At 60.7% G+C, this 24,371-nt stretch carries 20 protein-coding genes and 3 pseudogenes; 13 read left to right on the top strand and 10 right to left on the bottom strand.

What is annotated here, in order from left to right; genetic code table 11:
* Positions 1–324 precede the first annotated feature (324 nt).
* The 4 genes and pseudogenes from ACFXS9_RS01800 to ACFXS9_RS01785 all read left to right on the top strand — a co-directional run.
* Entirely contained in the window at positions 325–948 is a 624-nt protein-coding gene (locus tag ACFXS9_RS01800; protein ID WP_392684459.1) for a TetR/AcrR family transcriptional regulator, read from the top strand.
* Between the two features lie 16 nt (positions 949–964).
* Positions 965–3,292 carry a molybdopterin-dependent oxidoreductase gene (locus tag ACFXS9_RS01795; RefSeq protein ID WP_392684456.1) on the top strand — a complete coding sequence of 776 codons (2,328 nt, stop codon included), beginning with the start codon at positions 965–967 and terminating at the stop codon, positions 3,290–3,292.
* Positions 3,293–3,309: 17 nt separating this feature from the next.
* The gene (locus ACFXS9_RS01790; RefSeq protein WP_392684454.1) at positions 3,310–4,014 is read left to right on the top strand and encodes an SDR family NAD(P)-dependent oxidoreductase; all 705 of its coding nucleotides are present in this window, start codon (positions 3,310–3,312) and stop codon (positions 4,012–4,014) included.
* Positions 4,015–4,094: 80 nt separating this feature from the next.
* Positions 4,095–4,359, top strand: a pseudogene (locus ACFXS9_RS01785) (hypothetical protein); the annotation flags it as partial.
* A gap of 285 nt (positions 4,360–4,644) precedes the next feature.
* On the opposite strand, the gene ACFXS9_RS01780 reads toward ACFXS9_RS01785, so the two are convergent.
* From ACFXS9_RS01780 to ACFXS9_RS01760, 5 genes are all read right to left on the bottom strand, one after another.
* Positions 4,645–5,667, bottom strand: coding sequence for an NADP-dependent oxidoreductase (locus ACFXS9_RS01780; protein WP_392684452.1), 1,023 nt, complete (start codon positions 5,665–5,667; stop codon positions 4,645–4,647).
* A 27-nt stretch (positions 5,668–5,694) separates the two neighbouring features.
* The gene (locus tag ACFXS9_RS01775; protein WP_392684449.1) at positions 5,695–6,564 is read right to left on the bottom strand and encodes an alpha/beta fold hydrolase; all 870 of its coding nucleotides are present in this window, start codon (positions 6,562–6,564) and stop codon (positions 5,695–5,697) included.
* Between the two features lie 78 nt (positions 6,565–6,642).
* The gene (locus ACFXS9_RS01770) at positions 6,643–7,425 is read right to left on the bottom strand and encodes an SDR family oxidoreductase (RefSeq protein ID WP_392684446.1); all 783 of its coding nucleotides are present in this window, start codon (positions 7,423–7,425) and stop codon (positions 6,643–6,645) included.
* 48 nt (positions 7,426–7,473) lie between these two features.
* Positions 7,474–7,932, bottom strand: a complete 459-nt coding sequence (locus ACFXS9_RS01765; RefSeq protein ID WP_392684444.1) for a DUF2147 domain-containing protein — start codon at positions 7,930–7,932, stop codon at positions 7,474–7,476.
* Between the two features lie 96 nt (positions 7,933–8,028).
* On the bottom strand, positions 8,029–9,015 hold the full coding sequence (locus tag ACFXS9_RS01760; protein ID WP_392684442.1) for an MDR family oxidoreductase: 987 nt from the start codon (positions 9,013–9,015) through the stop codon (positions 8,029–8,031).
* Positions 9,016–9,537: 522 nt separating this feature from the next.
* Between ACFXS9_RS01760 and ACFXS9_RS01755 the strand changes: the two genes are divergently transcribed.
* The 7 genes and pseudogenes from ACFXS9_RS01755 (at position 9,538) to ACFXS9_RS01725 (ending at position 16,234) form a co-directional block, all read left to right on the top strand.
* Entirely contained in the window at positions 9,538–9,795 is a 258-nt protein-coding gene (locus ACFXS9_RS01755) for a winged helix-turn-helix transcriptional regulator (RefSeq protein ID WP_392684439.1), read from the top strand.
* Positions 9,796–10,292: 497 nt separating this feature from the next.
* Positions 10,293–11,374, top strand: a pseudogene (locus ACFXS9_RS01750) (class I adenylate-forming enzyme family protein); the annotation flags it as partial.
* A 45-nt stretch (positions 11,375–11,419) separates the two neighbouring features.
* On the top strand, positions 11,420–11,887 hold the full coding sequence (locus ACFXS9_RS01745) for a class I adenylate-forming enzyme family protein (protein ID WP_392687186.1): 468 nt from the start codon (positions 11,420–11,422) through the stop codon (positions 11,885–11,887).
* 183 nt (positions 11,888–12,070) lie between these two features.
* Entirely contained in the window at positions 12,071–13,270 is a 1,200-nt protein-coding gene (locus ACFXS9_RS01740; RefSeq protein WP_392687183.1) for an ABC transporter substrate-binding protein, read from the top strand.
* 33 nt (positions 13,271–13,303) lie between these two features.
* The gene (locus ACFXS9_RS01735; RefSeq protein WP_392684437.1) at positions 13,304–14,404 is read left to right on the top strand and encodes an NADH:flavin oxidoreductase; all 1,101 of its coding nucleotides are present in this window, start codon (positions 13,304–13,306) and stop codon (positions 14,402–14,404) included.
* Positions 14,405–14,586: 182 nt separating this feature from the next.
* Positions 14,587–15,378 carry a crotonase/enoyl-CoA hydratase family protein gene (locus ACFXS9_RS01730; RefSeq protein ID WP_392684434.1) on the top strand — a complete coding sequence of 264 codons (792 nt, stop codon included), beginning with the start codon at positions 14,587–14,589 and terminating at the stop codon, positions 15,376–15,378.
* Between the two features lie 64 nt (positions 15,379–15,442).
* Complete coding sequence (locus ACFXS9_RS01725; protein WP_392684431.1) at positions 15,443–16,234, top strand: SDR family oxidoreductase; 792 nt, start codon at positions 15,443–15,445, stop codon at positions 16,232–16,234.
* 329 nt (positions 16,235–16,563) lie between these two features.
* Here the strand turns inward: ACFXS9_RS01725 and ACFXS9_RS01720 are convergent, their stop codons facing one another.
* Both ACFXS9_RS01720 and ACFXS9_RS01715 read right to left on the bottom strand, forming a co-directional pair.
* On the bottom strand, positions 16,564–16,878 hold the full coding sequence (locus ACFXS9_RS01720) for an IclR family transcriptional regulator C-terminal domain-containing protein (RefSeq protein ID WP_392684429.1): 315 nt from the start codon (positions 16,876–16,878) through the stop codon (positions 16,564–16,566).
* A 70-nt stretch (positions 16,879–16,948) separates the two neighbouring features.
* Positions 16,949–18,538: an amidohydrolase family protein gene (locus ACFXS9_RS01715; protein ID WP_392684426.1), complete on the bottom strand. Its 1,590-nt coding sequence runs from the start codon at positions 18,536–18,538 to the stop codon at positions 16,949–16,951.
* A 496-nt stretch (positions 18,539–19,034) separates the two neighbouring features.
* On the opposite strand from ACFXS9_RS01715, the gene ACFXS9_RS01710 reads away from it, so the two are divergent.
* Together ACFXS9_RS01710 and dusA are read left to right on the top strand one after the other, a co-directional pair.
* Complete coding sequence (locus ACFXS9_RS01710; protein ID WP_392684423.1) at positions 19,035–19,391, top strand: hydantoinase B/oxoprolinase family protein; 357 nt, start codon at positions 19,035–19,037, stop codon at positions 19,389–19,391.
* 331 nt (positions 19,392–19,722) lie between these two features.
* A complete protein-coding gene (gene dusA, locus ACFXS9_RS01705) occupies positions 19,723–20,721 on the top strand; it encodes a tRNA dihydrouridine(20/20a) synthase DusA (RefSeq protein WP_392687180.1) in 999 nt (332 codons plus the stop codon).
* Between the two features lie 42 nt (positions 20,722–20,763).
* Here dusA and ACFXS9_RS01700 read toward each other — a convergent pair whose 3' ends face one another.
* The 3 genes and pseudogenes from ACFXS9_RS01700 to ACFXS9_RS01690 all read right to left on the bottom strand — a co-directional run bounded on the left by ACFXS9_RS01700 (position 20,764) and on the right by ACFXS9_RS01690 (position 24,340).
* Entirely contained in the window at positions 20,764–21,831 is a 1,068-nt protein-coding gene (locus ACFXS9_RS01700; RefSeq protein ID WP_392684421.1) for a maleylacetate reductase, read from the bottom strand.
* Between the two features lie 64 nt (positions 21,832–21,895).
* Positions 21,896–23,272: an MFS transporter gene (locus ACFXS9_RS01695; RefSeq protein WP_392684419.1), complete on the bottom strand. Its 1,377-nt coding sequence runs from the start codon at positions 23,270–23,272 to the stop codon at positions 21,896–21,898.
* Positions 23,273–23,315: 43 nt separating this feature from the next.
* Positions 23,316–24,340, bottom strand: a pseudogene (locus tag ACFXS9_RS01690) (amidohydrolase family protein).
* Positions 24,341–24,371 lie beyond the last annotated feature (31 nt).

Raw genomic sequence — 24,371 nt, 5'->3', positions numbered from 1 at the left:
AGCACTGCAGTCGATCCGTTGTTGACCGTGAACTACTTGATAGACCGAGAAAATTCGAGCTCGGGAGCAAATTGATTGAGCGCAATTAAGCGCCGCTGCCGGGTGAACGAAAGCCGTCGGCTCGGTGCGCTGGCATCGTCCCATGATCTTGCCGTGAACTTCACTATTAGCGTTGGAGAAGATGTTGGTGTTGTTATATGACAATAATCATATAAAGTAGCAATGAAATGTTGCCGCGGCCTTCAAGGAGCGCGGTTCCAGAATTGCTCGGGGGATGGGGACGGTTTGTACAGCCTGTCACCTTTGGGCTTGCACGGAGTGGCGATGCGTTACGGAGAGAACCACAGACGTCAAACCCACACTCGGATCGTGGAAAATGCCTCCTACGGTTTGCGCCAAAGGGGTGCCAAGGGGCTCAGTGTTGTCGACTTAATGAAGCTCGCGGGTTTGACGCACGGTGGGTTCTATAACCATTTCGATTCACGTGCCGCGCTTGTCAGCGAGGCAATCGCTTTTGCAATGGACCAAACCACCGAGCGTTGGAAAAAACTGACTAACGACAACGCGAACGGGGAGCGCTTCGAGGCCTTGGTCGCCGATTACCTTAGTCTCCGACATCGCGACAATACTAAACATGGTTGCGCGCTTCCAGCCTTGGCTGCCGACGTCGCTCGATCGAGCCGAAACGAGCGGCTGACCTTGGCATCCAAGCTGGAGGGGATGATCGACGTCTTGATCGAACTGCTTCCCGATGAGGCACCCCAACAGGCCCGCCAAATCGCGACAGGCGCTATCGCAACTTTGGTTGGATCGATCGTGCTGTCGCGTGCCGTCGGAGCCGGGAAGCTTTCCGACGGCATTCTCGATGCCGGACGCGTGACCGTCGGCGCCCGGATTCGGAAGCCCCAGCGGAGAACAACAAAGGCGATGCGCTGCGACAAATCATAACGTTAGGGAGGTCACCATGACGGCTGACAAATGGCTCAAGACAGCCTGCAATCTGTGTTACATCAATTGCGGGATCGAAGTCTTGGTGAATGACGGGCGCCTCGAGAAAGTACGGGGCGACCGTTCGAGCCCGAAATCACAGGGCTATCTGTGCAACAAGGCGACCCGGATTCCATATTATGCGCATCACAGGGATCGGCTCACGACCCCGCTGCGTCGTCGTGCCGACGGAGGCTTCGACGAAATCGAGTGGGATGTGGCGATCGCGGAGATCGCGGAGCGGCTGCGAGACATCGTCGACAGATATGGCGGCAAGAGTATTGCCCTTTATGGCGGCGGCGGGCAGGGCAACCATGCCGGCGGCGCCTACGCCAGCGGATTGTTGCGCGCGCTGGGTTCGCGCAGTGTCTTCAACGCGCTTTCGCAGGAGAAAACCGGCGACTTCTGGGTCAATGGGCACATGTTCGGCAGCCAGACGTGCCACACCGCCGAGGAAGTACATCATTGCGATCTCTTGCTTGTCATCGGTGCAAATCCCTGGATCGCGCACGGCTTCCCCAATGCGCGCGATCATCTCAATCAAATCCGTAAGGATCCCGCACGCAAGCTGATCGTCGTTGATCCCCGGCGGACGGAAACCGCCGAAATGGCGGATCTGCATCTTGCGGTTCGTCCGGGCACGGACGCGTTTTTCCTTGGGGCGCTGCTGGCTACGCTTGTCCGTTCCGACCGTATCGACCATGCCTTCATTGAGGAGCACACAATCGGTTTCGCGGAAGTGCGGCAGGCACTGTTGAACATCCCTATTGAGGAATGGGCTGCCGCCGCCGATATCTCGATCGCGGACCTGGAGCGTTGCGCCGCGATGATCGTAGCGGCGAAGGCCATGGTGGTTCGGGTCGAGCTTGGCATCCAGCAAGGCATCAACTCGACGCTGAACTCCTATCTCGAAAAGCTCTTGATCATGCTTTCCGGCAATTTCGGCCGTAAAGGTACCAACCAATTGCATAGCTGGCTTCAACCGCTATGGGGTAATTCTCCGAACCAGACATTCGCGCCGACCGGCGACGCGATTATTGGGGGCTTGCTACCGCCCAACATTTTCCCCGAAGCGGTGCTCAAGGACCATCCTGACCGGTTGCGTTGCGCCTGGATCGACAGTTCCAATCCCGCCAATACGGCAGCAAATACCGAGGCGGTGGAACGCGCGTTGCGCTCGCTGGAACTATGCGTCGTGGTCGATGTTGCGATGACCGAAACCGCGCGGCTCGCGCATTACGTTCTGCCGGCGTCCTCACAGTTCGAGAAAACCGAATTTACGCTGTTCAACTTTGAATTCCCGACGAACTATTTTCACGTTCGTGCCGGTGTATTGCCGCCGCTCGCCGGCACCTTGCCGGAGCCCGAGATCTACACGCGGCTTGCCAACGCCCTGGGGCTTCTACCAGGTGACAATGTGCTCGCGCCCCTGCGCGAGGCGGCGCGGCGTTCCCGAGCCGAGTTCGCCGCCGCCTTTCGTGCGTTCATCGCGGAGAACCCTTCGATCGGCGCAGTTCCTGCCCTGGTGCTCTACCATACGCTGGGGCAGACGCTTCCGGATGGAACGGCGGCCGCGGCTCCCTTGTGGAGCGCGGCACTGGCTTGCGCGAAGCGATCGCCGCAAGCGGTGCGGCGGGCGATCGGCGCATCGGACGAGGTGGCCGATCATCAGCTCGGCGATCTCCTGTTCGACACCATCGTAGCCAACCGGCAGGGCACCGCCGTTACCCAGCACCACTATGACGAAGTCTGGTCATTGATCAGCCATTCAGATCGCAGGGTTCGGCTGGTGATCCCGCAGATGCTGGAATGGCTCGCGCGTCTCGATCCGCAAGCAGCGGGCGCGCCAAAGGACTTCCCGTTCATGCTGGCGGCCGGTGGTCGCCGCATGTTCAATGCCAACCAGATCTTTCGCGATCCCGCGTGGCGTCGCGACGATCCGGATGGCGCCATGTTGATCAATTCGAGCGATTTGAACGAGTTGGGCGCGAAGGATGGCGACTGGGTCGCCGTCGAGTCGATAGTCGGGCGGCTCGTCGTCCGCTGCAAGGTCGATGACGCCATGCGGAATGGCCAGCTGGCGCTGCCGCACGGCTACGGTCAGGCATATCCCACGTCGGACGGAGAGCGCCTGATCAACGGGCCGCGTATCAATCTGCTCACCGAGAGCGGCAATCGCGATCCCATTGCGGGCACGCCCTACCACAAGAACGTCGCGGTTCGTCTGGCTCTGGTGTCCGCGCTTGAGGCTGCCGTCTATCAGTCGCAGTCCAAGCGAATTCATGTGAGAGCGGCCGGACAATAGTTCGAAGGGAGCGTTAAATGACCGAGAAACCAGTCGCGATCGTGACCGGAGTAGGGCCGGGCACGGGAGCTGCCATCGTCAAGCGGTTCTCTGCAGGGGGATTCCGCGTCATAGCTCTTGCCCGTTCGGCGGAGCTCATCAATCGCCTTGCGCAAGCGCTTCCCGACGTGCACGCGATAACCTGCGACGTCTCCGACGAGGGCCAGGTGCGGGCTGCCGTCACGGACGTGAAGCGCCGGTTCGGTGCGGCCGAAGTTCTCGTCCACAACGCGGCAGGAGGAGGCTGGGGAAGCTTTCGCGAGATCGACCCGAGGATGCTGAAGGGCAATTTCGAGGTCAACGTGATGGGCTTGTTGTACCTGGCGCGCGAGGTGGCTCCTGACATGATCGATCGAGGCAAGGGCGCGATCCTGGTGACCGGAAACACGTCTTCGATCCGAGGCAAGGCAAATTTCGCCGGCTTCGCTCCGACAAAGGCGGCGCAGCGCATTTTGACCGAGTCGATCGCACGCGACATGGGGCCTCTCGGCGTCCACGTTGCCTATGTCCTTATCGACGCTGTGATCGACACGCCCAGGATGCGCGCGCGGATGAGCGACAAACCGGATGAATTTTTCATCAAGCCTGCTGCCATCGCCGACGAACTGTACCATCTCTACGGTCAGGACCGATCGGCCTGGTCATTCCTTACGGAGCTGCGGCCATTCCGCGAAAGCTGGTGACGCTAGGCCGGTAAGAGGGAGAGGTAACGCGCTTGCGCGTGGGAGTGAACTCTCCAGACGCAGGTTGAAAGGTCAAAGCCGTGACTGATGGGGCAATCTCGATTGATACAGGGACGGACGAACTGCTGTGTGCGATCCGGGATCGCGTCGCCGTGATCACCTTGAATCGACCGGAGGCACCTCACGCCGGCGTTGCGTCGGATGATCAAGCGCAACGGTGACGATCCGGATATCGCTGTCGGCCGACTTCCTGACGTCATTGGATCATGCGGCGGAGAGGATTGTCGCTGCGGCGAGCACCGCGCAGCACGCCGAAGCCGTGCGGGCCTTCATCGAGAACCGCGTTCCCAGCCACAGGTGAAACTTTTCGGTTCATCTCCTTGAGGGCCGGGCGGCTGACGCCCGCAACCGCACCTGTTTCACGTGTATCGCCGGCGGGGCGATGCAGTGGTGGCAGCCTCGATTAGCTTTAGCGGATCACTCCAAAAACGTTCACATCGAAGAGCGCTTGAGCTTGGTCGATTGAGAAATCGTCAGCGCCGAGACGTCGGGGCACAAGACATTCTTGCCGGCGATCGCAGGTGTTTCCGGCCGGTTTACCATCGGCTCATGCGTGATGGAGATATCCGGCTATGAGCCGCCCTCGATCGATTGCCCGACTCTGATGACGACCTTACCCTTCGCGCGCCCAGTCTCGACGTAGGCCAAGGCATCCCCGGTCTTCTCAAACGGGAAAGACCTATCAACGATCGGACGGATTACGCCGGATTCGATAAGGGAAGCGATCTCGCTCAACTGCTGCCCCTGGGCCCGCATGAACAGGAATGAGAAGTGCACACCAAGGCTTTTGGCTTTCTTGCGCACACCCCGGCTCAGCAGGCGCAGCACTAGTTTCAGGAACAGGTTCAACCCTAATTCCCTGGCGAATTCTGGGTCGGGCGGCCCCGAGATCGAGATGAGGAGGCCACCCGGTTTCAGCACGCGCAGAGATTTTTCAAGCGTCTTGGTGTCCTGGCTGTGCAGGACCAGCTCGTAGCCCGACAAAACCTTCTCGAAATCCTGCGTCTTATAGTCGATGACCACATCTGCGCCGAGACCTTTTGCCAACTCGACATTTTTCGTGCTCGTCGTTGTCGCAACTGTCGCGCCGAGATGCTTGGCGAGTTGGATGGCAAAAGTCCCCACACCACCGGAGCCGGCTTGAATGAAGACCTTTTGACCGGGTTTCAGCTTGCCCACCTCAACCAGCGCCTGCCAGGCGGTCAGCCCCACCAGTGGGATGGAAGCGGCTTCTTCCATGCTGATGTTCTTGGGCTTTAGCGCCACGTCCGTTTCATTCATGGCGATGAATTCCGCGAATGTTCCGACCCTATGATCGCGCGGCCGTGCATAGACCTCGTCGCCCGCCTTGAACCGCCTGACCTTGGGGCCGATCCTGACGACTATCCCGGCAACATCGTGCCCCAGAATGAAAGGCGGACGATACGGCAGTATGAGCTTGAATTCTCCGTCCCTGACCTTGGAGTCCAGTAGATTCACCGCAGTTGCATGAACTCGAACCAGGACATCATCGTCCCGCAACTCCGGCTCTGGCACGTCGGCCAGGCGCAGAGCGCCTTTCTTTTTGTATTTGTCGACAACGAATGCCTTCATGGTGTCTTCTCCAATTGCGTCGCGGCGTCAGGCGTCAAGGAAGGACAGGGCCTTCGGCACGAAATCGGCGTGGTACTGGAAAATCCCGCCATGCCCGGCATCGTCGTAGATAACGAGTTGCGCGCCCGGGATACGGCGCGCCATATCGATGCTGTTTACGGTCGGCACCATGATGTCGTTATCGCCATTCGCGATCAGCACCGGGATCCGAATGCTTCCGAGATCTTGAGGCGCCTGCCGGCCCCAAGCAGTGATCGCCTTGAGCTGCCGCAAGAAGGCGCCGGGCGTAGGTCCTTTGTCCCGGTTTGCCTTGCGTTCTTTCAGCCGTTCCAGAAAGGCTTTTGCGGCTCGGCGGCCATTGGCCGTGGACGTGAAAAACAAGTAGAATTTCGGGTCTCGCAGCGTCAGCAAGCCCTTGATTATGAGTGGCCAGGACACTGGTCCCACCTTGTCGATGCCTTCGCCGCCCGCCGGGCCCGTGCCGGTCAGAATGAGTTTTCGCACGAGGTCCGGTGCCTTCAGCACGATATCCTGCGCCACAAATCCGCCGAGGGAAAAGCCGAGCAGATCGACCTTCTCGAAGCCCAGCGCGCGGATCAGGGCAATCGCATCCCGAGCCATCTCATCAATCGTCACAGGCGCCGTTCCGCCCGACGCACCGATACCCCGGTAATCGGTTGCGATCACGCGATGCTTGCTGGCGAGGCCGTCGACAATCCGCGGATCGAAATTGTCCAGAACTGCGCCCCAATGGTTAAGAAGAATTAGCGGCACGCCACTGCGGGGACCCAGGTCGCGATAGGCAAAAGTAGTCCCCCCAACACTGATCGAGAGATTCGGCGCATCGATGTAGCGCGTCCCCGATCCGAGGTAACTGGAAGAACTGGATGCCTTCATAGTATTCTCTCTCCAACCTTCCTGGAAGCTGACGATCCTGTTCAGGAGCGACGTAGGTCTGCTCCGCGCGGGCGCTAGTCACCACTTCTCGACCCACGGCCGCAGCACGACTTCGAACGCCCACGTCGACCGATGCTGGCGATGCAGATGCAGATAGGTTTCGGCGATGCGGTCCGGGTCAGCCATGTTGTCGTCGACAGTCGTTCCCGCCAGTCGGTGCGCGCGGGTACCGTCTTCCTGAGTCCAGCCAATCGCCGCGTCAATCGGCACATTTGCCACGTGGATCCCCTCCGGCATCAATTCCCTTGCCATGCTCTGTGCAAGGCCGGACTTGGCATGACATGCCATCGCGAAGGCGCCGCTCAACGGGAAACCTTTGAGCGCAGCGCTTGCGTTCGTGAAGATGATCGTTCCTTTCGTTCCGCCGGGGCTTGGTCTGTTTTCCCGCATGAGTCGAGCAGCCTGCTGACCCACCAAATACGCGCTGAATGCCGAGTTACGAAGTGTCTCGAGCACCATGCTTGGATCGGCTTCGGTAATCCCCTTGCGGAAAATGCCGGGAACGCGGCCGTCGATATTATGCACGACCAGCGTGGGTGCTCCCAGGTCTCGAACGACGTTCTGGAACAGCAATTCCACGGCCGCTGGTTCGGTAGCATCGCACGCGTATCGGCGCACGTCGTGCGTCTTCTCCAGATTCTGCAGGACCGATTTGTCCGGATTCCTGGCTGCGATCCCTACACGCATGCCGTTTTCAGCGAACAGTCTGGCGCAACTTGAGCTGATGCCCGGGCCGCCCCCAACGATGATTGCGACGTCCTGTACGGAAGGTGGAGTGTCGTGTTGATCCGATTGAGTCATGTTTTCGTGCTCCTATGCGCGTCGTAAGCAGATGAGCGAGGACGCGTTTTATTCCTGGCGCTCCCAAATCTGCGAACGACCCAACATTGATACGCCAATGTAGCCGCGCACGTTGAGCTTCTTGCCGCGGTCGGTCAGCCGGATTTTGCTGCGGTAGACCCTGCCATTGTCCGGATCGAGGATTTTGCCGGCGGTATATTCGGCGCCTTCCTTCTTCAGGCCGCTCAGGATCACCAAGCCGATTACCGGCACATTCTTGAGCGCGCCTTCGCATTTTTCACATTTCGGATTCCGATCTTCGGACGGCGCGCCGAACACCCTCTCAATCTTGCCCTGCAGGGTGCCATTTGATTCCGTGATGCGGATAAGTGCTCTCGGTTTGCCGCTGGCGTCATCGAGATTTCTCCACAAGCCGACAGGTGAGGCATTATCCGCCCAGGCCCCGGAGAACATGAGTGCGGCAGTCAGGGTGAGCGCGAGAGCGCCTGATCGTTTCAGAATACGCATTCCGATGGTCTCCAAGGGAGCGGGGGCCTACTGTTTGTTTCGACGCCGCGTGGTTCGATGCTCGTCGAGGTATGACCAAGCGGGTCGCAAACACGGCTACGCATTCACGTCGACGACCGTGCGGCCCTGGACCTTCCCCGCGAACATTTGGCGCACCACTTCGGGGACCTCTGGGAGGCCGACCACCTGCATGGTTCGGGCGAGCTTGTTCACGTCCAGATCGCGAGCCAAACGCGACCATGCCTCGATTCGCGCCTCCTGCGGGGCATTCACCGAGTCGATTCCAGCAAGAGTAACATTGCGCAGGATGAACGGCAGAACCGTTCCGGGAAGATCGGCACCCTGAGCCAGGCCGCACGCCGTCACCACGCCGCGGTACTGCGTCTGCGCCAATACGTTCACCAGCGTATGACTGCCGACGGAGTCGACTGCTCCAGCCCAACGCTCGCGTGAGATTGGTGCTCCCAGCTCCGAAAGCGTTTGTCGATCGATGACATCAGCCGCGCCGAGACTCCGCAGGTAATCGGCTTCCTCAAGACGTCCCGTCGATGCAACGACGCGATAACCGAGATCGGCGAGGAGAGCGATCGCGATCGAACCGACGCCGCCATTGGCACCGGTTACGAGGATGTCACCACGCTGCGGTGTGATGCCGCCATGTTCGAGGGCCAGCACCGACAGCATCGCGGTGTAACCGGCCGTACCGATCGCCATGGCGTCCTTCGTTGAAAACGGCGCCGGAATCTTGACCAACCATTCGCCCTTCAGCCGCGCTTTCTGGGCGTAACCGCCATGGTGGGTCTGGCTCAATCCCCAGCTGTTGGCGACAACGTGATCTCCGACGGCGATGCCGGGATAGGAGGATGCCTCTACCGTTCCAGCAAGATCGATACCGGGAATGAGGGGAAACTGGCGAATGATCTCTGCGCGCCCGCTAATGGCCAGCGCATCCTTGTAGTTCACGGTCGAATAATCGACTGCAACCGTAACGTCGCCAGGCATGAGATCTTGCTCGTTCATTTCGACCACGCTGGTCGAAATCTTCTCACCTGTCTTTGCAGCCAGCAGCGCCTTGAACGCCATCGCCATATCCTAGATTGGAGTTTCGCTGTCCACGCAGCTAGGGTCGCGCCGCTTGATCGCAAGAAGGCACAATTAAAGCGGATACTATCATTTATGGACGTACCCGACGCGTGCCAAAGCGTGGAGCCCGGCCTTGGCCGATATGACAGCGGGCCTGACATGGCGACGTGGCGGCCCAGAGGGCGAGCAGGCAACCTGCTACGCCGAAGCTCATCCGTGCGGTCGCTCTGGCGCGGGCTGTCGACGAACTCTCTGCCGAGGTCCTGCCGCTATTGGAGGAGGGTAACTATTGTATTGTGGTCGTCATGTGATATGCATATTTGGATCTAAACATCGACGGTAACATCCAAATCCTTCAAAGGGGACGAGTGTGACCGAAGCGTTCGGTGCCATCGAATAGGCTTCAGGCTCCGGGCATGCCGTCAGAACGCACGATCATTTATGGAGGTTTCCATGCGTCCAAAAAGGTTTGACGCGAAAAGCGGATGTGCGGTCGGAGTAACACTATCTGTCATTGGCGGCATGTGGAAGCCGCTGATCCTGTTTCATCTCTTCGCTGGCAAGAAGCGGTTCATGGAACTCTCCCGAGCGATCCCAAACGCTACACAGAGGATATTGACCCTTCAGCTGCGTGAGTTGGAGGCCGATGGCGTGATCGTTCGCCATGCCTATCCGCAGATTCCTCCGAAGGTGGAATATGAAATCTGCCTTCGGCCAGAGCCTCGGGCCCGTACTGCTTTCGCTTCGGGGTTGGGGCAAGCAATATGGAGGTTCAATTGAAGGCGTCCCTCAGCCACACCACGCGCCTGAAGATCGCCAGCTAAACGCATGCGCCCTGTAACGGTTGAATGAGTGATCGCAGAAACCTGTCCTGCATACACATCGCCTGCCTCGGTCGAGTTGAGACGTCTCACGCTCGCGCCACTTCCATTGCCGGCTCGGGTTCTTCCCGTCGAACGCTGACGCGCTCTATCATGAGCGGAAAGCTATCGCTTCAGGTGCCACGGCTCTGCCGCTTTCGCAGGCATGTGCCACAAGCGAGCCTTATCCCATGGATTTATCCGAACGACTTTCGTCGTGACGTCGAATTCCAAATAGGAATTAGGGGCGTACGATCGACGTAGGCGTGCCCTTCAAAACCGATAAACAGTCATTCGACTTGACAGTTCTATTTTAGAACTATTTACTCGATCTGCCGATCGACATGAAGGAGCGGACCTGCCCGTTTGAAGGGGGCCGCGCAGCGCTTCCGAAAAGAGGGCGCGAGGGAGGATGGCATGAGGAGCGTGGACGAACTCACTGCGGCCGAATTGCTCGATGGCCTGCCTTCAAGAGTGCACGAGGTCTACGCGCCCTTCGTCCGGGAGATCCCGGATCATCCCGCCTTCGTTGAAGGGGGACGTTCGTGGAGCTACCGGCAGTTTTCGGAAGCAGTCGACGCCGCCGCGAAGGATCTCTCGGATTTGGGGATCGGGCCTGGCGATCGCGTGATGATTGCGAGCGAGAACAGCGTAGCTCTGGGGGCGATGCTCTTCGCGGCGAGCAAGCTCGATGCATGGGGCATTGCGGTTAATCCCCGCCTCTCGGCCAGGGAGATCGATCTGATCGGGACGCACAGCGGCGCCAGACGCGTGCTGTTCAACGCAGCGCTTTCGAAGGAAGCCGCAGATCACGCCAGCCGCGCCGGTGCGAAAATTGGCGTTGTGGGACCGTTCGGTGGAATCGGCATTGGTCCTCTCAATGCGGATGCGCAAGCGGAGCCGGTCGAGAAGGATGGCGACCGACAGGTCGCGGGCCTTCTCTACACTTCGGGCACAACCGGCGCACCGAAGGAGTCATGCTGAGCCACCGCAACCTGCTCTTTACCGCAAGGACTTCGGGAGTGCTTCGCCAAAGCGGTCCGGCCGACCGCATCTACGGCGTGCTGCCGATGTCCCACATCGTCGGGTATTCGATTCTGCTGATCGCCACGCTGATGCACGGCGGCACATTGTATGTTGTGGCCAAGGCCGATCCCGCTGCACTGGCCCATGCCATCGCCGAGGAGGGGATTACGAGTCTGTTCGGGGTGCCTGCCACATATCAGCGTCTGCTTGAGTACAAGGCGGTCAAGGGCATCCAACGGCTCGAGCGAGGCAACCTACGGATAATGGCCGTCGCCGGCGCTCCCCTCGACCTTGATCTGAAGAAGCGGATCGAGGACGAATTCGGAATCCCGCTATTGAACAACTACGGCATAACCGAATGTTCGCCGGGTCTATCGGGCGTTCGTTCAGAACATCCTGTCACAGACGAGTCGGTCGGCCCCTTTCTTCCCGGTATCGAGCACCGGATCGTGGACAGGCAGGGCAAGAACGTTGCGACCGGCGAAGTGGGCGAACTGCACGTCCGAGGCCCCAACGTGATGCTCGGCTACTATCGTGCTCCGGAACTCACAGCGGCGGCGATCGATGGCCAGGGATGGTTCAACACGGGTGACCTCGCGCGGGTGAACGGCGAGGGTCATCTCTACATCGCTGGCCGAACCAAAGAACTCATCATCCGCTCCGGTTTTAACGTTTACCCTGCCGAGGTGGAGGCGGTTCTGAACGCGCACGAGCAAGTCGTCCAATCAGCCGTGGTGGGACGACCGGTTGATGGCAATGAGGAGGTCGTCGCGTTCGTACAGCTTCTCCCCGGCACCAGCGTTAGCGCCGAAGACCTGAAGGCGTACACGGCCCAACAGCTCACTTCGTACAAGCGTCCGACTGAACTGATCGTGCTCGACGCTCTGCCCTCAGCCTCCACCGGCAAGATACTCAAACACAAGCTGCGAGAGATCGCGATCGAGCGAGGGGCTGCGAAGGTGTCCGATGCGACGGCCGCGGGCTGACACATCGCATGCTGGGAATGGAACGCGAGCCCGAGGCAGAAAGTATCGGACCAGCTAGGCAGTGGACAAAGGGAATGCCGCTCCGGCCGTAACTTCTCGAGAGACTATGTCGGTCGCCGAGGCCGCAAGGAAAAAGAACGAATAGTGCGCGACGCAACCCGTCGCTGGATTAGGGAGAAGTCGATGTTCAGGAAGTCTATATTAGCGGCCGCGATCGGCGTGACAATTGTCGCAGCGCACGCGCGTGCGGAAACGCCAGGCGTCACGAGCGCCGAAGTGAAGGTGGGTGCGACGTTCCCGTTTAGCGGCCCAGCATCGCCGCTCAGCAATACCGGAAAGGGTCTGATCGCCTACATCAATTCGATCAATGATCGGGGCGGCATCAACGGCCGCAAGATTAACCTCATCACCTACGACGATGCTTACAGTCCGCCCAAGACGGTGGAGCAGACCAGGAAACTTGTCGAAAGCGATGAAGTGGCCTTCCTGTTTGGCCCGCTTGGCACTCCCGGAATCGGCGCCACCATCAAGTACGTCAACGCAAAGAAGGTGCCTCATCTGTTCGTAGTAAGCGGCGTCACCAAATTCACGAACTTCTCCGAATTTCCGATGACCACCACGGGGCTGCCCAGCTATGACACGGAAGGGCGAATCTACGCGAAGTACATCACCCAGGCCCGGCCGGACGCAAAGATTGCGATCCTGTATCAAAACGACGATTTGGGTAAGGACTTCGTCAATGCATTCAAAGGCTACCTGAAAGGCGACTTCGACAAGAAGGTTGTAGCGTCCTCGTACGAAGTGACGGAGCCGACGATCGATTCCCACGTGGTGAAATTGAAATCGTCTGGCGCAGAGGCGTTCCTGGTCGCCGGCACGCCGAAGTTCGCGGCTCAGGCTATCAAGAAGGCCGATGAGGTCGGCTGGAAGCCGTTGTTCCTGATCAATTTGGTGTCGAGTTCAGTCTCTTCAACTATCGTCCCCGCGGGGCCGGAGAAAGCTGTTGGCATCGTCGCCGCGACAATCTTCAAGGATCCGGGCGACAATAAGTGGGCCGATGATCCCGGCATCAAGTGGTACCGCGACCATTTCGCGAAATACCTGCCGGGTGCCGACGTCGGTGATGCCAACTATCTGTTCGGTACGCAGCAGGGACAGATCCTGGAGCAGGTGCTCAAGCAGTGCGGTGACGATCTCTCGCGCGAGAACATCGTCAAGCAATCGCGGAGCATACGCGGGCTGTCGCTGCCGACTCTGGTACCGGGCGTTACGATCAACACGGGCCTGGAAAGCAGCATGGCGTACACGCAGCTTCAGTTGCAGCGCTGGACCGGCAGTTCCTGGGAGCAGTTCGGAAACGTACTCAGCGCCGAGGAAAAGTAAAGTTTGCCTTTTGACTTGAAACAGGGAGCGCGAATGTCCAGCGACGCACTTTTCCGGCCCTTCATGCTGAAAGGGCTGAACTTGCCGAACCGGGTCGTGATGGCGCCGATGACGCGCTCATTCTCTCCGGGCGGAATTCCGACCGAAGACGTCGCGCGATACTACCGCCGCCGTGCCGAAGGAGCGGTCGGGTTCATCATATCGGAGGGTACGGGCGTGGATCGTCCCGCTTCACTGAACGATCCGAATGTTCCCCGCTTTCATGGCGAGAAGGAACTGGCAGGGTGGCGGCGTGTGGTCGACGAGGTGCACGCCGCGGGCGGCCTGATGGCGCCGCAGCTATGGCATGTCGGAGCCGTTCGCACGCGCGCCCAGAATTGGTCTCCTCCCGGTGCCTACGACAGTCCGTCCGGCCTGTCGCGACCGGAGAAGAAGTTCGGCGAGCCGATGAGCGAAGAGAACATCGCAGACGCCATTCGCGCTTTCGCCGATGCGGCGCTCGCGGCAAAGCGCTTGGGCTTCGATGCCGTCGAATTGCACGGCGCGCACGGCTATCTGATCGATCAGTTCTTCTGGGAGGGCACCAATCGCCGAGAGGATAGCTATGGAGGCAAGGACCTTCCCGGCCGGGCCCGGTTTGCTGCTGATATCGTTCAGGCGGTGCGCACGTCAGTGGGACCGGACTTTCCGATATTGCTCCGGATCAGCCAGTGGAAACAGCAGGACTATGAAGTAAAGCTGGCCGACACGCCCCGCGCATTGGAAGCCTGGCTCCAACCGTTGGTCGATGCGGGAGTCGACATTCTGCATTGCTCCCAACGGCGCTTCTGGGAGCCGGAGTTCGATGGCTCCGATTTGAATTTCGCCGGATGGGCGAAGAAGGTAACGGGAGTGCCGACGATTTCGGTCGGGTCGGTCGGCCTGACCGGCGAATTCATCGCCGCATACGGCGGAGAGAGCTCCCGTCCGGCATCCCTCGACGAGTTGATCCGCCGCCTCGATCGCGAGGAGTTCGACCTTGTCGCGGTGGGGCGGGCGCTGCTTCAGGATCCGCAGTGGCTACTGAAGATACGTGACGGCCGAACGGAAGAACTGATGGCTTTCGAACGGACCGCGTTCGCGGCGCTGAGCTGAGCGATGAAATGTGTCGAGGCAGGCGCATCTCCACTGAATAAGGGCTATCCAAATGTTTTGTAGCCAGTGCTTTGGCGACCGTTCCAAGCTGGCTGGCAAAGAATAATCGGCTGCACGCCAGTCGGCCGGAGGAGCCTCCGTGTCGTTGCGCAGTCGCCTGGAATCAATTCGGAGACCAGCAAATGAACGACACGAAAACCCAAGTCGGCCAGATCCGTACCGAGGTGCACGGGCATGTGTTCAAGATCATCATCGATAACGTGGCGAAGAAGAACTCCTTCAGTCCGCAGATGATGGCGCAGATGTCGGATGCGATGACGCTTCTCGACCGAACGGACGACTACTGGGTCGGGGTACTCTGCGCCGAAGGCCCGGATTTCACGGCCGGACTGGATATGCCGAAATTCTTTGGGCCCAAGGCTGAGAATAGCGAGATCAAGGCTGGCAACATCGATGTGTTCGCGCTGAAAAGCCGGTGCCGCAAGCCGATCGTGACGGCAGTGCAGGGGATCTGTTTCACGATCGGCATCGAAATGATGCTGGCTGGCGATATCGTCGTGGCGGCCGATGACGCCCGGTTCTGCCAGATGGAGTCAAAGCGCGGGATCGCGCCACTTGGCGGCGCCCACTTTCGCTATCTGACGCGGGCTGGCTGGGGAGATGCAATGTATCATTTGTTCCTGTGTGACGAGTTCAATGCGGCCCGGGCTCACAAGATTGGGTTCGTTCAGGAAGTCGTCGCTCCGGGCCAGCAGATCGTCCGCGCAATGGAGATTGCGGATCTCATCGCCAAGAACGCGCCGATCGGCATTCAGGTGACCAAGGAAGCCGCGCTGAAATACGTCGAGGCCGGTGAAAGAGCTGCGATCGATTACATCCCAAAGATCAAGGATCGCGTTTTCAACAGCGAAGACATGAAAGAAGGCATCCAGTCTTTCGTGGAACGTCGCTCGGCAGTGTTCCGCGGCAAATAGGGATTCCGCGGATCCCCACGTAACCGCGCAGCAGAACTTCGCCCACAAGCTTGAGGATTTGACTATGGGAAGCATCAAGAAGGCATTCGATCTCACCGGCAAGAATGCTCTTGTTACAGGCGGCTCCCGCGGCCTTGGGCTGCAAATCGCCGAGGCGCTAGGTGAGCAAGGGGCGCGGGTCGTGATTTCCTCTCGCAAGGCGCCGGATCTGGAAAAGGCCCAGGCGCATCTTGTCGGTCTCGGCATCAAGGCGGAGTGGATCGCAGCGGACAATTCCAGGGACGAAGACATTAAGCGACTCACTGACGAAGCGATCAAGAAGCTCGGCCGGGTGGACATTCTGGTGAACAACGCGGGCGCAACCTGGGGCGCGCCGACCGAGGACCACCCGATCGAGGCGTGGGACAAGGTGATGAATCTGAACATTCGCTCGCTGTTCCTGCTCAGCCAGCAGATCGCGAAGCGCTCAATGATTCCCAACAACTACGGCCGCATCATCAACCTTGCGTCGATCGCGGGTCTGTTCGGAAGTTCCGGGGATATGCAGATGGTCGCCTACAATACGAGCAAGGGCGCGGTGGTCAATTTCACGCGGGCGCTGGCGGGTAGTTGGGGGCGCTACGGAATTACGGCCAATGCTCTCGCGCCCGGATTTTTTCCGTCGAGAATGACGAAGGGCACAATCGAGGCTGTCGGTGTCGAAAAGCTCGCCGCCGGCGCGCCGCTGCGCCGCATCGGCGACGAGGACGATCTGAAAGGCGCCGCGGTTCTCTTCGCCAGCGACGCCGGCAAGCACATCACCGGACAGATCCTTGCTGTCGATGGCGGTCTGACTTCGGTGCTATCGTCTTCCTAAGCTTCGGCTGTCATAGCGAGAATGCTAACCGCCACCCGCAGCGCGCAAGTTTTCTTACTCTAACCATCGCCAAAACTACGACTGCGGTTCTGAAGCCATGGGCTTGGGGAGAGCGGCACGCTACGTTGCTGCCGAAGTAGATGGGATCGACCAAGGGGTACAAACTAGCGCGGTACTGCATGAGCCCGTCCGGTACTGCAACGCCACGATCAGATTCGGAGGGCAAGGGGAATGGCGAATGTTGACGAACAGTCTGAAATTGACTGCGGTGGAAAGCATCATTCCTTCGCTGCTCATTCGTGCAGTTCCGAGCCTTGCTGTGAGATTGGCTATTCCGCGGCATCCAGCCGACCATCCGTGCGCTCGTCGGGACCGCCAAGTGCCCGCGTCAGCTTCCAGGCAGCTTTTGACAATATCGCGCCCATGCTTTTCACCCGTTCGGGCGTCAGACGGGCCACCGGCCCTGACAGCGCCAGCACGCCGATCAACTTGGAATCCGCGCCGAACACCGGCATCGCCAACGCGCCAACATGCGGATCTGTTGCGCCCGCGGTGAAGACGGGCGGATCGATCGGTTCCGAACCGGGGCGTGGCGGCCACGCCTGACATTTGCGGAGCACTTCGGCGATCGCGCTCTTGTCCATGGGCCTTGTCTCACCGGCGACAACATGAAGCCGAAGGCGATGGGGGCTGTCGACGCGATAGAGCCGATCTCTAGGGACAAGTCCCCGGCGCCGGCGTGCGCTTCAGCGCGCGGCCGCTGGCCGCTGGCGTCAGCTTGCCGTCCTGAATGGCCGGCGTGCCGTTGACTAGCAGTGTCTGCACGCCGGCGCTCAATTCGCTCGGGCGCACATAGTCTGCCTTCGGCGCATAGCGGGCAGGGTCGAACACCACGACGTCGGCGAAATAGTCCGGCCGCAGATAGCCGCGCCGGTCGAGCTTGAAGATGTCGGCGGACAGGCCGGTCGATTGTCGAATGAAGGTCCTGAGGTCGATGACGCCGCGCTCACGCACATAGACCGCGTATTTCTGCGGGAAGGTGGCGTATTGCCGGGGATGGCCGTCGTTGCCGTCGGAAGAAGTGACGACCCAGGGCTGCTTCATGACGAGATCGACGTCGCTGTCGATCATGTTGAACGAGGCGATCATGTCGCGCGGATTGGCGCGCAGGATACGCACGGCGGCATCGATCGGTTCGATCCTCCATGTGTCGGCCATTTCCGACAGTCGCTTGCCTGTCCACGGCCGGTCCACACTGACCAGTAGGATGGAGTCCGCGCCGCCGCGCCGACGCAAATTCTCGATCATCTCGCCGCGGATCTTCGCCATTGCCGCCGCATCGTCGAAACGCCGGATCATCGCCTCATAGCCGCCGTCGACGGCCCAGCGCGGAACCAGCGCCGCATCGAGGCTGGTGCTCGACGCCAGCCACGGATACTGGTCGGCCGTCACCTTCTGGCCGCTCGCGCGCGCGGCCTCGATCAGGCGGATCACTTCCGGCACCTGGCCCTGCAGATCGACGCCGAGCGCCTTCAGGTGCGCAAAATGTACGGGCATTTCGGCCTCGCGGCCGATCTGCAGCACTTCCCTGACGGAGTTCATCAGGCCGATGGAATACGAGCTCTCGTCGCGCTGGTGGGTGTCGTAGATGCCGCCGCGGCGCGCCGCTTCCTTCGCGACCGCTACCACTTCCTCCGTCTTCGCAAAACTCTGCGGGGCGTAAAACAGTCCGGCGGAAAGGCCGATGGCGCCCTCGCACATCGCTTTCGCAACCAGGGCTTTCATGCGATCGAGTTCGGCGGGCGAGGGGGCGCGAGCATCCTTGCCCAGCACCGCTTCGCGGACGGCGCCGAAGCCGACATAGCTGACGATGTTGGTGCCGACCTTTTGCGCCTCGAGCTCTGCCTGGTCGGCGGCGACGTTGGGCGTACCCCTGCCGTCGACGCCGATGAACACGGTCGAGACGCCCTGCATCAGCCACGGCGCATTCAGCCGCTTGGCCGCATCGCCCGATCGGATATAGCTCTCGGGATGGGTGTGGACGTCGATCAGGCCGGGCGCAACGATCATGCCCTGCGCGTCGATGGTCGTCTTTGCCGCCGGTGCGCCGGCACGCGGGCCGACATAGACGATCCTGTCGCCGGTGACCGCGACATCGCCGACGAACGGCGCCTCGTCGGCGCCGCTGTAGATCGTCCCGCCGCTGATGACGAGGTCGGCCGTCTCGGCAGCAAAAGCGTAGCCGCCATGGGCGATGAGGCCGGCGATGGATACGGCGGCGAGCAGCACAGGCAGGCATTTCATCTGAAAAGTCTCCTTCACGCGCGCAGCAGGCTAGTTCGCGTTCTCCCGGACGTCCAATGCAGAATTTGCATTGGAGGCGCATCTCCGTGCACGCAGGAAGTTTTTCGCCAACAAGGCCGGCCCTTGCGCTGGATGCAGGTCTTTCCATCGGTATTGCCTCATTGGGGGCCGATGGCTTGTAAGAACGACGCGACCGCAAGCTTTGGAGCACTGCGCATGGGCATCAGCAAGCGCCGCTTCCTGAAGTGGAGAGGGTTACCTTGCTTGCGCAAGTATCCAATCATGAAGTGTCTGCGCAGCCTCGCTTAAGGGCCGTACACGATGCTGCACGGCCAGATGATAACAGAGATTGCCCTCGCAGGAATAACCTCCGTGATTTACCAGGTCTCCTCTGTCAAGTTCGTCTTCGACGAAGACGCGCGATAACAGGCCAACACCAAGCCCCGCGCCCGTGACCTCTATGAGGAAGGTTTGCGTACCCCGCCGATGAAAACTGGTGACGGCGGGCGCCATCAACGAATTGCTGATCGAAATCATCAAGAACAACGTGCGCATCCCCGAGCAAGTCCTGGGAGATTTGTGGGAGGGCAAGGCGCGAGGGGGCGATGGACAGGTGTTCGAAATTGATTTGCTTGCGGACGAACCGGTAACGATGTCTTTCATGGCCGATCGGCTGCGCACGCCAGCACCCGGCATGCACGGTGGCGAACCGGGCGCTACCGGCCACGTGCTGCTGGATGGCGTACCGATTGATCCCCGGGAAACGGTGGTCGCCGCTCCTAGGTCGCGGTTGACGCTGGAAACGCCAGGTGGTGGCGGATTTGCTCTTTTCGCAGCGACCGGTTCTCGGTGAATAATGCGTCGCGTTAGCTGTCGAAGCACCGGGTGGCGAAATTCCGATTCACGACTAATCGACACTGCACCCTCGGTTGCCGTTCCTCCATAATGAGGTCAGTGCACGCGGCCACTATCCCGGCAGAAGGATCGCGTTCCTTTGGGTGGACTAGGGAGGATGGCGATGCGACTAGCGACGTTTCTTAGAAGTTGGGCTTGTATGGCCGCGGGTTCGCGGTGACATTTACGGCCGCTGTCATGGGAGGGTCGTCGATTACGCACACGCGATAAGTATACTATTTTCGCGGAAATAGTATAACGGGGCAAATCCGCCGAAAGAAGATGATAAACTGTTGAAATATCAAGACTATCGCTTTTCCGTCGCGCCCATGATGGATTGGACCGACCGGCACTGCCGCGTGTTCCACCGTCTGATGAGCCGGCACGCGCGGCTTTATACGGAGATGCTGACGACCGGCGCCATTATTTATGGCGACCGGAGGCGGCTGCTCGGCTTCGATCCAAGTGAGCATCCGGTGGCGCTGCAGCTCGGTGGTTCCGTTCCGGATGATCTCGCAACCGCGGCGCGGATCGGCGAGGATCTTGGCTACGACGAAATCAATCTCAATGTCGGCTGTCCGTCCGACCGCGTGAAGGATGGCCGTTTCGGGGCCTGCCTGATGGCGGAGCCGGCGCTGGTCGCCGAGGGCGTGGCTGCCATGAAGCGCGCAGTCAAGATTCCGGTCACGGTCAAATGCCGGATCGGCATCGACGATCAGGACCCGGAAGTGGCGCTCGACGTGCTGGCGCGCGGCGTGGTTGCGGCCGGCGCGGACGCGCTGATTGTCCATGCCCGCAAGGCCTGGCTCAACGGATTGTCGCCGAAGGAAAACCGCGACATCCCGCCGCTCGATTACGACAGGGTTTACCGGCTCAAAGCCGTGCTGCCGGATGTGCCGATTATCATCAATGGCGGCATCGGCAGTGTTGCCGAGGCCAAGCGGCATCTCGACCATGTCGACGGCGTGATGCTGGGGCGGGCGGCCTATCAGGAGCCGTGGCGTTTGCTCGACGTCGATCCGGAATTGTTCGGCGAGGCGGCACCTCACGCGACGATGAAAGACGTCTTCGAAGCGATGTTGCCCTACATCGAAGACCAGTTGGCGCGAGGAGCAAAGCTGCATTCGATGACGCGGCACTTCGTCGGCGCGTTTCACGGCGTGCCTGGTGCGCGCGCCTTTCGTCGCCATCTGGCGGAGAAGGGCACCAGGCCGGGCGCGGGCGTCGAAGTGTTACGGGACGCGATCGCGCTGGTCGAGGATCGCGTGGCGGAGCCGGTCGCGGCGTAAAGCTTAGGCGGCGCGTGCATGTCGATGTCCAGCCCAGAGGGATCATTGGGCGGTTGGTGGAACGTCTCCGCGCCACGCGCGCGTGATCAATTCGCGGATCGCCTCTCGCTCGATCGCGCGCGGATTCCAGTACGGATCCTTCACGGCGAGGTCGGCGGCCTGATCGATGCCGCTCTCGGGCATGCCGATCTCGCGCAGCGACAGCGGCGCGGCAAGCTTTCGCGCCAGATCGTGGAGGCCGAGCGCCGGGTCGCTGACGCCAAGCGCTGAGGCGATGCGTGTCATCGCCTCAGGCACGGCAGGCGCATTGTAGGCGAGGGCATGCGGGAGAATGACGGTGTGGGTCTCGGCATGCGGCAGATTGAACAGCCCGCCCAGCGTATGGCAGAGCTTGTGGTGCAGCGCCATGCCGACCGCGCCGAGGCAGACGCCGCAGAGCCAGGCGCCATAGAGCGCGTCGGTGCGCGCGACCCTGTCGCTCGGCTCAGCGCAGATTTTCGGCAGCGCCCGCGCCAGCGTGCCGATGCCTTCCTGCGCCATCAGCGATATGATGGGGTTGCGATCCCGCGCGTAGAGCGCCTCGACCGCGTGTGCAATGGCGTTGACGCCCGATGTCGCCGATAGTTTTGCCGGCATCGTCATGGTGAGGTCGACGTCGTAGATCACGATCTCGGGGAGGATCTTCGGGCTCGACTGGGTGGTCTTGATCCCGCCGCTGGTCTGGCCAACCACCGGCGTCATCTCCGAGCCAGCGTAACTGGTCGGCAGCACGATCTGCGGCAGATCGGTGCGCAAGGCGATCGCCTTGCCGAGGCCGGTGGTCGAACCGCCGCCGATCGCGACGACGCCATCGGCCTGGCTCTCGCGCACGACTTCCATCGCCCGTTCCGTCACCTCGACGGGCGTATGCATGACCGCTCCGGTGAACACGCCGGCGAGGCGTTCGCCGATCATCTCCCGGATGCCGGCGACCAGATCTTTCTGCCGCGGGGTCGCCAGCACGAGGGCGCGGGTAACGCCGAGGCGGGACAATTCATCGGGCAACTGACGCAGCGTGCCGGTGCCGAACACCACCCGCATCGGCGCGCTCTGGTAGGTGAAGTCTTGCATGGTTGCTCCTTGCGGACGAATGACCGGCTCCAGGGTCAGGCCGCCCCGGAGCCGGACTTTCGGCTCAAGAGGCGGGCTGTGCAACCTTGCGCAAGCCGGCAGCCCCTTCAAGGCTACCAGATGGTGCGCTCACGGGCCGGCGGGCCAGCAGGATAATCATCCCGGCGGCAATCGCGGAGACGCCGATCGACAGGAACATCGGCGTCGGGCTCTGGTAATATTGCTGCAGCGCGCCGGCGACGAACGGGCCGAGGATGGCGCCGACGCGGGCGACCCCAAGCTCCATTCCGACTGCGGTGGCGCGCACGCCCGTCTCATAGGAAGCCGCGGTGAAATTGTTCAGCACGAACTGTGCGCCGATGATGAAGAAGCCGGCGGCGGCGACCGATGTGATGTTGACGATGTGGTCGTTCATCACCACGAGCGAGAGCACCGCGAGGCCGCCAATCGCCCACCAGGTCGCGATCAGTCCACGGCTGCTGCCGGACTTGTCGACGAGATGCCCAAGCACGAGAGCGCCGACGAACGACATGATCTGCATCAGCGCGCCGAAACCGAAGCTTGCAGCAAAGGTTTCTCCACGCTGCATCATCACGGTCGGAATCCACCCCGACAGGCCGAAGATGCAGAACAGGCTGAGGAAGGCCGATGCCCAGATCGCGAACGTGGTCCGGCGATATTTGGATTGCAGCAGCGCCGCCACCGAATTGACCGGCTTCTCGGTCTGCCCGACGGCGATTTCGGCAGAGGCGTAAATACCGGCGCGCTCGGGCCGGAGCTTTGTCAGCATGTCGCGGATTTCATCGGTGCGGCCCTGAAGTGCAAGAAACTTTGGCGATTCCGGAAGCATCAAGTGCATGAAGGGAAGCAGCAGGAACGACAGCGAGCCGATCCAGTACAGCGACGTCCAGCCGAATAGCGGCGTCGCGAATACACCGGCGACCCCGGCGAGGGTGCCGCCGAGCGCCCAGCCAAGTGCGACGCCCCACAGCGCGAACGTGTTCGCCACGCGCCGCGGCGCCAGCTCGTTGATGTAGGTGGTCGCGAGCGGCAGCAGCACGCCGAGGCCGATGCCGGTCAGAATCCGGAGGATGCAGAAGGAGAGGAACGAGTCGGCCGAGGTCGCGGTGAGCAGCGTGAAGATGCTGGTGATCCACAAGCCGCCGAGCAGGGTGCCGCGGCGGCCGAGCCGGTCGGCAATGATGCCGTGGATGGCGGCCCCGAGCAGGAATCCAACCAGGCCGCTGGAAATCAACAGTCCTGCCTGGCCAGCCTGTAGCCCCCACGGTTTTGCAACGTAGTGAATGACGTAAGCCGGGTTGAACGTGTCATATCCGTCAAACAGCGTTAGCAGTCCCATGATGGCGCCGAGGCGCCAGTGAAATTTTCCTACCTTTGCTTCGGCGAGTTCTTCGTGAAGATCGATTGCCTGCGCGGCCATGGCCGTATCCCTCCCAGATGGTGATTATGTCGTTTGAGGCCGCTTATTCCGCGGCTTGATGAATGCCGTGCTCGACGACGGCCAAGTCGCCGAGATCGAGCTTGAACAGGTCGATGGCGTTGCGCCGGCCGATCTTCAGGCGATCGTTCTCGCTGATGCTGGCGCCGTTGAACCAGTCGGAGGCGTGGTCCACGTTCTCGAACGGCCAGTCGACCGAGAACATGATGCGGTCGGCCCCGATCTCGAGAATGGAATCGATCAGCGTTTGCGTGCGGAAATTGCCCGACGTGGTCAGGAAGAAGTTGGCGTTGAAGTAGTCGCAGATTTTCTTTTTCGCCTTGTGTTTCGGCGGTGCCTTGACCCAGCCGTTGCGATGATCGACGCGCCACATGCTGTAGGGCAGGCCTTCGCCCATATGGCCGAGGATGATCTTCAGTTTTGGATAGGCATCGAACAATCCCGATCCCATCAGCCGCAACGCATGGACCGCGGTCTCCTGTCCGAACGCCCAGGTCGGGCCCATCAGCCAGGGATGCCCTTCATAAATCGCGCAGTCTTCCGGCAGCGGATTGCGCGGGTGCAGATAGAAGGGCAGGCCGGTCTGCTCCACCGCTGCCCAGAACGGCCAGTATTGCGGCAGGTCGTAATAGACCGGCCGCTTGCCGTCGCCGATTTGCGAGAAGCCGTTGACCAGCGCACCGCGGAAGCCGAGCGTCTTGATACAGCGCTCGAGTTCGGCGATCGCGAGATCGGGATCCTGCATCGGCAGTGCGGCAAAGGCCTGGAATCGCGACGGCCGTTTTGCCACCTGTTCGGCGAGGAAATCGTTGGCGCGGATCGCAATCTCGTTGGCGCGGACGATGTCGGGATCGCCTGAACCGCCGGTGCGTTCAACGACAGGATCATCATTTCGACGCCATGCCGGTCCATCTGGGCCAGCCGCTTGTCCTGGATATCCAGGAGGCGCTCCTTCAGTTCCGGCCAATAGGAATCCGGGACAAAGCCCGCCGAATCCATCAGCGTGTCCGGGATTGCAAAATGTTCCTCTAGCGCGATCTTGCCCTGCATATTGTCCTCGCTGATGTCTGATGCTGGTTAG

It is taken from the genome of Bradyrhizobium sp. RDI18 (assembly GCF_043203335.1).
GTDB classification, from domain to species: domain Bacteria; phylum Pseudomonadota; class Alphaproteobacteria; order Rhizobiales; family Xanthobacteraceae; genus Bradyrhizobium; species Bradyrhizobium retamae.
This window is presented reverse-complemented; position numbering and strand designations above follow the sequence as displayed.